The sequence below is a fragment of the Nonomuraea basaltis genome, assembly GCF_005893125.1.
Taxonomy (GTDB): domain Bacteria; phylum Actinomycetota; class Actinomycetes; order Streptosporangiales; family Streptosporangiaceae; genus Nonomuraea; species Nonomuraea basaltis.
Map to the genome: position 1 here is coordinate 1 of NZ_VCJS01000332.1, position 10,390 is coordinate 10,390.

At 65.2% G+C, this 10,390-nt stretch carries 9 protein-coding genes and 1 pseudogene; 5 read left to right on the forward strand and 5 right to left on the reverse strand.

Going from position 1 to position 10,390, the window contains the following annotated elements:
- Together EJK15_RS78245 and EJK15_RS63800 are read right to left on the reverse strand one after the other, a co-directional pair.
- Positions 1-172 (reverse strand): transposase (locus EJK15_RS78245; RefSeq protein WP_138720006.1); only part of this gene is annotated, 172 nt, incomplete at its 3' end.
- A gap of 926 nt (positions 173-1,098) precedes the next feature.
- Positions 1,099-1,926 carry an SDR family NAD(P)-dependent oxidoreductase gene (locus EJK15_RS63800; protein WP_206062117.1) on the reverse strand — a complete coding sequence of 276 codons (828 nt, stop codon included), beginning with the start codon at positions 1,924-1,926 and terminating at the stop codon, positions 1,099-1,101.
- Between the two features lie 134 nt (positions 1,927-2,060).
- Between EJK15_RS63800 and EJK15_RS63805 the strand changes: the two genes are divergently transcribed.
- Positions 2,061-2,690, forward strand: a complete 630-nt coding sequence (locus EJK15_RS63805) for a TetR/AcrR family transcriptional regulator (RefSeq protein WP_138720008.1) — start codon at positions 2,061-2,063, stop codon at positions 2,688-2,690.
- A gap of 233 nt (positions 2,691-2,923) precedes the next feature.
- Here EJK15_RS63805 and EJK15_RS63810 read toward each other — a convergent pair whose 3' ends face one another.
- Together EJK15_RS63810 and EJK15_RS63815 are read right to left on the reverse strand one after the other, a co-directional pair.
- Entirely contained in the window at positions 2,924-4,123 is a 1,200-nt protein-coding gene (locus tag EJK15_RS63810; protein ID WP_138720009.1) for a lactonase family protein, read from the reverse strand.
- 448 nt (positions 4,124-4,571) lie between these two features.
- Positions 4,572-4,970: a winged helix-turn-helix transcriptional regulator gene (locus EJK15_RS63815; protein ID WP_138720010.1), complete on the reverse strand. Its 399-nt coding sequence runs from the start codon at positions 4,968-4,970 to the stop codon at positions 4,572-4,574.
- Between the two features lie 131 nt (positions 4,971-5,101).
- Between EJK15_RS63815 and EJK15_RS63820 the strand changes: the two genes are divergently transcribed.
- On the forward strand, positions 5,102-5,878 hold the full coding sequence (locus EJK15_RS63820; RefSeq protein ID WP_138720011.1) for an alpha/beta fold hydrolase: 777 nt from the start codon (positions 5,102-5,104) through the stop codon (positions 5,876-5,878).
- A 421-nt stretch (positions 5,879-6,299) separates the two neighbouring features.
- A pseudogene (locus EJK15_RS78250) lies at positions 6,300-6,614 on the forward strand (helix-turn-helix domain-containing protein); the annotation flags it as partial.
- 293 nt (positions 6,615-6,907) lie between these two features.
- On the opposite strand, the gene EJK15_RS63830 reads toward EJK15_RS78250, so the two are convergent.
- Positions 6,908-7,690 carry a GbsR/MarR family transcriptional regulator gene (locus EJK15_RS63830; RefSeq protein ID WP_138720013.1) on the reverse strand — a complete coding sequence of 261 codons (783 nt, stop codon included), beginning with the start codon at positions 7,688-7,690 and terminating at the stop codon, positions 6,908-6,910.
- Positions 7,691-7,929: 239 nt separating this feature from the next.
- Between EJK15_RS63830 and EJK15_RS63835 the strand changes: the two genes are divergently transcribed.
- Both EJK15_RS63835 and EJK15_RS63840 read left to right on the forward strand, forming a co-directional pair.
- Positions 7,930-9,144 carry a serine hydrolase domain-containing protein gene (locus EJK15_RS63835; protein WP_138720014.1) on the forward strand — a complete coding sequence of 405 codons (1,215 nt, stop codon included), beginning with the start codon at positions 7,930-7,932 and terminating at the stop codon, positions 9,142-9,144.
- Between the two features lie 362 nt (positions 9,145-9,506).
- The gene (locus tag EJK15_RS63840) at positions 9,507-10,064 is read left to right on the forward strand and encodes a methyltransferase domain-containing protein (protein ID WP_276615589.1); all 558 of its coding nucleotides are present in this window, start codon (positions 9,507-9,509) and stop codon (positions 10,062-10,064) included.
- Positions 10,065-10,390: the final 326 nt, after the last annotated feature.

Below are 10,390 nucleotides of genomic sequence, written 5' to 3' on the forward strand. Positions count from 1 at the left end.
CCGGCGCCACGCCTCCGTGCTCCTGCCGCCAAGCCTTCACCCAGTTATGCAGGGTGGTGTCGTGGATGTCCAACTCCCGGGCGACATGCGACACCGGACGATCCCCATCCAGCACCATGCGGACGGCTTCATCCTTGAACGCCTGCGAGTACGGGCCCTTACGTCGTGCCAACTACTGCTTCCTTCCGGTCACCCCAACCCTAGTTGGGGAGCTGTCCGGAAGATCTAGGGCACCTCAGTCCTACATGGTCTGGATATCCCGGACACCTGGGGCGCTCTCGTCCCCCGAACCATGCAGCAGCACCAATGGCATGATGCTGCCTTCGCAGTGGCCCGCGCAGCCGTGCGCAATTGGTTTCTAGATCTGGCAGCCGGCTAGTGGCTTCGAACGAGTCTTCTGGCCCCAAGGGAACAAGTCCTCTGGCCCCAGTACGCGATCTTAAGCACGGGCGGCGAACGACTCTTTTGGCCCCACCTGGCCTAGCCAAATTCGATCCGAAGATGCCGACGTTATGGAGGATCGACGACGGGGAAGGCGGCGAGCCCCGATGCTGCTGCGCGGTTACGGCGGAGCCGGTGAGGTCGTGCCCGCCGGGCGAGCGAGGGGTTAGAAGCTGTCTTCGATCCCCATAGTGATCTTCGACGACGCGAGGCGGCTTGACCCGGTCAAGGTTGGCTGCGCCGATTCCTGCCTGGCCGCTGCCAGTGGGGTGGGGGTTACGCTGAGGGGCGGCGGTTTGTGCTGCTGCTGCTCGTTGCGTAAGGATCCGCGTTGAGGCGTGGCCATCTGAGGGCTTGAGGATCGGACCGGCTGTCCGGCCGCGTCTCCCGACTTGGGCTACCGACGAAACTCCCTGATGAGCGGCGATGTCGCCCTGCTCGCCAGCCGCGTTCCACGCTAACGAAGATCATCTTCCAGCCCGTTTGCCGTAACCGAGGGCTGAGGAACCTGCGGAGGGAGGTCGGGCGTGCACATCCAGCCCCACCCACGTACGCTCCAAAAAACAGCGGCGCCTCCCGTAAACGCGGCTTTACCGCCACCACTGTGACGGCAACCCGCGCCAACTTAAGAGCGAGGCGCCGGGCCCTCCATACGGTCTAGGCCGGTTGGCCGCTCCCGGATAGCACGGTCTCGGTGATGTCCGCCAGCCGCCGAGCGGCAGCGGGATCGAAGGGCTCGCCACCCACGTCGATCTTGGTGTGCTGCATGTAGGCGCTCAACGGTTCTGGGTCGGGGTTGTCGAGGTGGCGCCGCAGCATGGCCACGGCCGCATCGACCGACTGGCCCCGGTCGTGCATCCCGGCGGCCAGCGCAGCGTCGGCTTCGTTGTAGTCACCGGTGAACCCGGTGGCGGTCAGACCGGGATGCGCCAAGACATAATGGATCCGGCTGCCGGGGTGTTCGGCGGTGAACCCGACGCCGGCCAGGTCGCTGAGTTTGCCGCATTGCATCATGATCTGGTCTGGCCGGTAGTCGCGGGCGAACTGGAGGTCGTCCCAATTCATCGCCAACAGGTCACCGCCCGGACCGGCCAGGTCAAGGATCACCGGCCGTTCCCCTGCCTCCATCTGGTCGGCTAGGCCGCGGCTGAACAGGTACCGGCTCAGGTAGAACAGCGCGAAGTTGTGCTCGATGCCCTCGGCGGTCTCATATCGGGTCGAGCGGTAATATCGCGCGGCCAGCACGAGGGCGTCCACGACCGGGTAGCTCTCCGCGATATGGGCGACGACTCGCCGGTTCTCGGCCACCAGGCTCAGATCGGCCTGAATGTATTCGGCGCGCTCGCCCGAGCCGATAGCCCGGGCTTCCGCCAGAAACCGGCGGCCCTTGTCCGGGTTGCTGCCGACGGCGACCACCCGGTCGCCACGGCCCAGATAGTACAGGCCCAGCCCCTTTCCGATGCCGTCCGTGCCGCCGGTGACCACGATGGTCTTCAATGGAATCCCCCTCGTCCTAGACTGACGAGTCCAATCTAACAGTCTCATCAGTACATTTCCAGCCATAGATCTCACTAGGCTGAACGGTCTGGTTTGGTGAACGAGCTGGCATAATTAGTACTATGAGCCGACGGCTGGACAGGGGCCGCATCGACAAGCGGAAGGACATGCTGGACGCCGCGTTCAGTGTGTTCGCGCGCGAGGGCTACCCGCAGGCCCGCGTCGACCAGATCGCCACGGAGGCGGGAGTTGCCAAGGCCACGGTCTACAACCATTTCGGCGACAAGGAGACCCTGTTCCGTGAGACCATCGCCGCGCTGTCCGAACGTGCATTGGCCCGCAACCTCGCTGCAGTGGCACTGCTGGCTGAGGCGAGCGACGACCTCACCGACGCACTGACCCGCGCCGCGATCCACCTCGTCGACTGCTACTGCGACCCGCAGTCCTGGGCACTGCGGCGCCTGCTGTACGCCGAGACTCCACAGTTTCCCGATCTGCTCGAGCTGACGCAGGACGGCGTCGTCAAACCGGTCACCCAGGCGCTCGCCGACCGGCTCGCCCGACTGGCCGTGGAAGGCCACCTCGACGTATCCGACCCGGCGTTGGCCGCCGAACACCTCACGGCGCTGCTGACCGGGCCTCTGGAGGCGCGGTCACGCTTCGGCACCCGCCGCGTCTCCCGCCTCGAACGCAAGGCCATCACCGAATCCGCGGTGGCCACGTTCCTCAGCGCCTTCGCAACACGGCCTTAGTTTGAGTGCCTGTGTCACAACCACGTTCTGTAGTTGTTGATCATTATGTCATCGATGCGGCCTGAGAGGGGCGTCTCGCGGATCGTGTCAACCGTAACGATGACCAGAGGGTCAAACGCCTGGCGTTGTTGCCGGCCGACCGACCCGGAAGCACGTCGTCTTTCCGCTGCGGCTGATGCCTTGTGTCGCTATCAGCCACCGTCCGTCGGGAGACCAGTGGACGAACGCATCGGTCAGCCGGATGTGTATGAGAATGTCGCCATCCGTGAGCCGGACCACGGTGAGCGCTTCGTCGCACCGGCGGCGAGATAACGCCCGGTCCGGTCGACGGCGAGGGAGCGCACCGGTTCGGAGCCACGGGACGCGTACGACCGGTATTCCGTCTTGATGATCTCGGTGATGGCGCCGGTCGTCGGATCCAACGCCAGGATGTCGCCGGCCATCGCGATGTAGAGCCGAGAGCCGTCCGGAGTGAACGCCGCAGCGGTCAAACCCGCGCCCCTCGCTAGCGACTGCTGCGTCTCGTCCTCGCCGCCGATGATGATGGTGCCGTCCGCCAGCCGGTTCAGCTGGTACCGACCGTTGGCAGAGCGGGCCAGCCACCGCTGCGGTGGTGCCGCCACCACGGCGCCCGCGTCCATGTCGTACGCCCACGATGGGGAAGTCGGTGCCTGTGACTGCAGCACGACCACCGGCCGCCCGGGTAACCAATCCACCGATGGCGCAGACACGCCGGAGTGCATGCGCAGCCGTTCGGTCCAGGCGGGAACGTCGTAGACGACCAGCTCGCCCGCGCCGCTGGCAACGGCCAGCCATCGGCCGTCAGGTGAGATCGCTGATCCGCTGGCAGTCTGCGCGCCGGCTTCGTCATCGTCGTCGTAGTCCACCGGGAATACATTGAGGGTGACGGCGGGTGGGCGTGGGTCCGGTACAAATGGCGCGTCCTCGGGACGCAGCCGGTCGGCCTGGGTTGGGTACGAGGTGGTGGTCCAGTTCTGGCCCAGGCTCAGATGCGCCAGCCAGCGCGGATCGGTTACCCAGACGTCGTAGTCGGTTTGGACCAGCAACTCTTCGTCGGTGAACCACTCCAGATCGTAGGACCTGCTTGGCAGGTTGGCGATGTCCGTCTTGGTGAACGGGACGTTCTTCGACATCACGGCTTCAAACCGCTCGATGAACCGCCAGGTGTTGCCATCGACCCAGTCCTCGTCGAGGATCTCATCCAAGCTGACTTGCTCGCCCAGCGGACCGCCGTCCTCGAATCGGGTGTCGGCCTCGTCCCATAGCACGCGTAAGAAGAAGCTCGTATCGCCATCCAGGAGCGCCTCGTCGTACTCATCGGCGTCGTAATAGGTGACGAAGACGCGTAACCGGACCCGCCGCTGCTCCGGTTCCAGCGCCATCACGCGGATTCCGTACAGGTCTGTACTCATCAACATTCCCCATCGCGATCAAAGCATCCGACACGGGTATTGATGATCGTATAGAAGTCGATCCCTACGAACGCCTCGCACTTCCCTCAGTGACACGACTCTGCCCAGCCCTGCGCCATCACGGAACCCAAGATCAAAGATCCCCCACAGGGGCAAGGGCCTCCCAGATGATGCCAGCGTCGCGTGCGGCCTGGATCAGGTCGTGCTCAACGTCGGCCAGCCAGTCCCGATTGCCTACTTGGCTGACGTGCCTGACAGACATTCAAGCGGCTGACCAGCTAGTTCGCTTGACAACCCCAGATAACTGCGCCCCCACCTGGCCTAGCCAAATTCGATCCGAAGATCCCGACGTCATGGAGGATCGACGACGGGGAAGGCGGCGAGCCCCGATGCTGCTGCGCGGTTACGGCGGAGCCGGTGAGGTCGTGCCCGCCGGGCGAGCGAGGGGTTAATGGCGATTGTCGTAGGCGTGGCGGGCTGCGGCAATGACGGGGCCGGCGTGGCGGGCCCATGCCGCGAGAGCCTCCAGTGGAGCGCGTATGTCCTCGACCAGAGCTGTGGTGGCGTATTCCACCCGGGGTGGGGAGTCGGGGTAGACGGTGCGGGTGATCAGCCCGTTGCGTTCCAGGTTGCGCAGGCTCACGGTCAGCATCCGCCGGCTGATGCCCTCGATCGCCCGTTCCAGTTGGGTGAACCGGTGCGGGCCCTCACCCAGTTGGACCAGTACCTGAGCGCTCCACTTGTCCCCGATCAGGGCCAGGACCTCAGGCAGTGGGCAGTCCTCGGGCGAGGACGCGTCGGTGGGGGCTGTGATCTGGTCTGTTACTGCGGTGTTCCGTTGCGACAAGAAAGTGCCTCCTTCCGGACGGTCCAATGATCCTGAAGGATGAAGCCTGTTACAAGTCGTAACGTTCCTGGGCAAAGGCCCTTCATCGGTCGTTTGCTCAGCGACTCTTGCTTGAGGACAAGGAGCGACACGTGCCCACCGCACGCAGCCATGGTTTCAAGATCTCCTACGAGGTGTTCGGAGACGGCCCGCCGGTCGTGCTGCATCCGGGCATGTTCCAGGACGGCGCGCACTGGGCCCACAGCGGATACACCCCGGCCCTGACCGCCGCCCACACGGTGATCGCCATCGATCCGCTGGGACTGGGCGCAAGCGACGCCCCGCGCGAGATCGAGGCATATTCCTTGCAGCATCGGGTCGACTACGTCACCGCCGTGCTCGACGATGTCGGCGCTGACCGGGCCGCGTTCTGGGGCTACTCGCTGGGCGCCATGACCGGCTATGCGGTCGCGGCGCACGCGCCCGAACGCCTGACCCGGCTGGTCGCTGGCGCCTACGATCCCATCAACGGCTTTCGCTCCGCGGTCGACCAGGCGATTCGGGAGCTCGGCTTGCCCGCCGACATCGATGCCTACGAGATCGTGAAACAGGGGGCTTCGGCTGATCCGTATCAGGCCGTCCTGATCGGCGCCGGGGACCTGGGCGCCTTCCGCGCCAATTACGATGCGTTCTCACGCGAGCCCGGCCTGGCCACCGAGCTGGCGGCCTGCGGGGTGCCCATCTTGATGTACGCGGGCACGGCCGATCCCTGGCACGACCCGATGCGGGCGTTCGCCGAACGCGCCGGCGCGGATTTCTTCTCCCTGCCGGCCGCTAACCACAAGGGCGGCTGGGACAGATCCGCCGATGTGCTCCCCCACGTACTGCCGTTCCTGGCCGAGGACAGGCCCTCACATCTCAGGCCGTGATAGCCCCTTCGCGGCCCAACGTCGGTGAGAATGACAGCGCCCACCTCCAGACTTCCGCGCGGAGATGGGCGCGCAGATTGATGATCAGCCCGTGCTGCGCTGTTCAGTGCGGGCGCGGGTTTGGGCCAGGCGGTAGGAGTCGGTGCGGCTCGCTGCGAAAAGCTCGACCTTGGACCTCGGCTGCATGCGGGTCACCTGACTCTCAGAGCACACTGATGCTCTCACCGCAAGACAACCGCTGGGGCCACTTCTGACAAACACCCGCCACCGGATTTCCTCAGGTAGGGCCAGAGATCTCGTTCAACTAGGGCCAACGCTCCCGTTCATAGCCAAGCTAGCCCGCAGCCCTCTGCAAGCTTCAAAGTCCCACGTCGCGCATAGGGTTGTCTCGCCACTTGTCAGCCGCTCATGCGGCCAAATAATGTCGCAGATTCCCGGTCAAGGTGCGTTGCAGGTCACGCTCGTCGTCCGGGTCAGAATCGTGCTGGACGCCGCGCACGGCTACTCCAGCAACGCCATCGCACGGCGGCGCGGGGTGCATGTGGATACCGTCCGCCTGTGGCGGGGCCGCTACGACAGCGAGCGCGGCGTGGCAAGCCTGACCGATCGGCAACGCTTGGGACGCCCGCCCCGGATCACCTCGCTGCAGCGGGCGCAGATCACCGCGCTGGCCTGCCAGTTACCCGCCGAGACCGGCGTGCCGTTGTCGCGTTGGAGCAGTGGCGAACTTGCCCGCGAAGCCGTTGCCCGCGGTCTGGCGGCGGCGATCTCCGCCTCCACCGTGCGTCGCATCCTGGCCCAGAACGCGCTCAAACCATGGCAGCACCAGTCGTGGATCTTCATCCGTGATCCCGACTTCGCAGCCAAGGCCGCCCGCGTACTCGACCTGTACGCCCGCCGCTGGGATGACCGGCCACTCGCCGGCGACGAGTACGTCATCAGCGCCGATGAGAAGACCTCCATCCAGGCCCACGCCGACCTACCTGGACTACCCACGCCCGGCATACCGAGTGGCCCGGGCCCGGAACTCTACGACGAGGCCGCGCTGGATGCCTGGCGTGCCCGGGCACTGCCGTCGCCGACGCCGTCTGTCGTGCGGCGGAAGTGGATCTGCCGCCACCGGTGGTTGGCTGAGTGGACGATGTCGTGGTTGACGTGTCCGAGGAACTGGCTCACGTCCTGCAGGCGGGCGCCGCCGGGCGTGGTGGCGCCAAGGACCTTGGCTCCCTGCTCGGCGATGTCGGCCAGTTCGGCGTTCACGCGGGCGCTGGACAGCGCCGCCTGATACCAGACCTCCTCGTCGATGACGTACCGTTCGCGCCGTCGTCGAGGGTCGCGTTCGCGCCGGATCACTTCCTGTTTTTCGAGGTAGCCGATGGCCTTGGAGATCGAGGCTGGACTGACCTGCAGTTGCTGGACCAGCTCGGCTGAGGTGAGGCTGCCGGTGTCGGTGGCATACAGACAGGCCAGCACTCTGCCCACCATCGACGGGAGCCCGGCCCTGCCCAGCACGGCGGCGAGGCGCTCCCGGAAATCTTGCACAGCTTCGGCGGCCCGTCCATGCGTGGCGGCGGTCGGTGGCGCCGGGGACGGTGGCGGCGGGGCTGATGTACGCCGCCGGGCGCGCCGCTTGGTGGCCTGGTGGGCCTGGTCTGCCCGGTAGCCGGCGGGCCCTCCGTTGCGCATGATCTCGCGGGTGACGGTCGAGGCCGGGCGTTGCAGGCCCCTGGCGATCACGGAGTAGGTGAGTCCTGCGGCCAGGCCGGCGGCGATGTCCCGGCGATCTTGGTAGGTCAGCCTGTCTCCCGGCATACCTGGGGCTCCCTTCGCTGCCGCGGTGTCGCCGCACAGTATGCATTAACTCGCATCTCATTGCAAAGACGCCAATATTTTGCATTAACTGCAACTCCATTGCAAAGAATCATGGGCCTTTACCTGCCATTTCATTCGGAAGGAGAAGCTTTCACATTGAATGAATCGCAAACGCGATATAGCGTGTCCGCCATCCGCAAAGGCGAGAACTTGCGTGCTCGCCCATACAAGGAGTTGAGATGACCACCCTTGGCCCTAAGACGTTCCGCTCGCGCACAACCCGGGCGGGCATCGGCCTGCTCACTGCCGCCGCGGTTGCGTGCGTTGCCATGGCCGCACCCGCAACCGCGGTCAGCTCAGGCCCCACCTCCGACCGCCCCAGAGTTCAGCAGGCGCTCGAGCGGGCCGTGACCGAAACCGGCCTTCCCGGCATCCTCGCGAAAGTCCGCGAGGGCGATGACCAATGGTTCGGTACGGCGGGGGTGGCCGATACCCGAACCGGTCGCAAGCGCCTGCCGCAGGAGCGCTTCCGCATCGGCAGTGCCACCAAGACCTTCACCGCCACCGTCGTGCTGCAGCTGGAGGCCGAAGGCAAGCTCAGCCTGGACGACACGGTGGAAGAATGGCTGCCCGGCCTGGTGCGCGGCAACGGCCACGACGGCCGCCAGATCACCATCAAGCAACTGCTCAGCATGACCAGCGGCATCTTCAACTATCTCCTCGACGAGGAGATACAGGCCCGCATCGCCGGGCCGGCCTTCCTCGAACACCGCTATGACAGTTACCGGCCCCAGCAACTGGTGAAGATCGCGATGTCCCACGCGCCCGACTTCAAGCCGGGCCAGGGCTGGACGTACACCAACACCGGTTTCGTCCTCGCCGCCATGATCGTCGAGAAGGCGACCGGGAAGACCTACGCCGAACAGGTCTCACAGCGGATCATCCGCCCGCTCGGCCTGACTGGCACCTACGTACCCGGAGGCAAGGAAGTCCGGATCCGCGGCCCCCACGCCCGGCACTACTCCACGCTGCTCTCCCAGGAGCCGAAGCCCACAATCTACGACGTGACCGAGCTGAACGCCTCCGCCGGCTGGGCGGCCGGCAACATGGTCTCCACCGCCGCCGATCTCGACCGGTTCTTCACCACGCTGCTCAAGGGCCGACTCCTGCCGAAGGCCCAGCAGCGGCAGATGTTCGCCACCATCCCGGTCCCCGAGGGAAAGTGGATACCCAACACCACCTACGGCCTCGGCATGTCGTCGGTGAAACTGTCATGCGGCACGACGGTCTGGGGCATGGGCGGCGCAATCCACGGTTCGTGGTCATACGCGTACGGCACCCGCGACGCCACACGCATGCTCGTCCAGAACGTCAACGGCGACTGGAACAACCCCATCGCCACCGTCTTCACCCCTGTCCTCGAAGCCGAATTCTGCGCCCCCAGATCCCGCTGACACCCTTCGAGCCAGAGGTGTAACCCTGCGCGAACGTCCCCTTCTGGCCTCGCAGGTCATGCCTTGTGGAGCGTCGCCATCACCTTGGGCGGCTACCTGTGGGCTCGCAAGCTCTACAACCGCAACCCCGCTCGATAGGCCTGGCCGCAGTCCATCCCCTCCCCTCGGCGGTACCTGCCGCAGGCTGAATGATCACCACTGGCTATGACCGCTTCATTTGGGATCTGGCACAAAGTCCGAGAAGTGGATCAGAGCCGAGCTCAAATGCCATTGACACTCAAGCCCGTTGACCTCGCCCTTGTCGAGGAATACTCGGAAAAGCCGACGAAATCTTAGTAATACCGACGTTCGCTCACCACATCGTGCGGCGCATTCGTGTCCGGTGCGAGATGTTTGCATCCGATGCGAACTCGATCGAGATGACCCGAGCGGCCACGACCACTCTCGCAGGCACCTCGGGCCGCGTGGAAAGAATGGACATCGAGCAGTTCTCCGCCCCGGCACACACCTTCGATTTGATCATCTCCCGTCTGGCGCTGCATTACGTCGACGACCTCGACGCCGTTGTGTCGGCCTGCTGGCGTTCTCTGTCGCCAGGTGGGCGGCTGGTGATCACGGTCGTCCACCCCGTGATCACTTCCCATGATGCTCTCCGGACCACGAACGAGGCGCGCACTAACTGGGTCGTCGACGACTACTTCCACACCGGCGCACGCCAGCGCAACTGGATGGATAACACCGTCACCTGGTATCACCGGACCATCGAGGACTACATCACCGCCCTGACACAGGCCGACTTTGCCATCACCTCGCTACGCGAATGCGCCCCTCGCCACGATCGCTTCGACGGCGACACGGCCGAATTCGCACGTCGCCAGCGCGTCCCCCTGTTCCTCCTCCTGGCTGGCTCACGAGCATGAACGGCGTCACTCCATGATCACGCGCCAGGTCGTTTGAGACATTCCGCCCAGCACGCCATGATCCCTGAGACGAACGAACTTCCCGGTGTCTCAATTAAGTTGGCGTCCCGCAGGTCAGAGCCTCGCTCGCACACCAAGTTCAGCGAGACAGGACAGATCACGCTGCGCGAACGACGGAACGCCACGTTTGGCCTTTCCTCATGATCTCGATGGGCGGTCACCGGCCTTGGACCAGGCGCTCACGCGTACGCGCGTAGACCTGGCCGGAAAGTCCGGAAACGGCCTGGCTCATGGGCCGGTCCCGGTGGGCGCCAGCTCGACGTCGA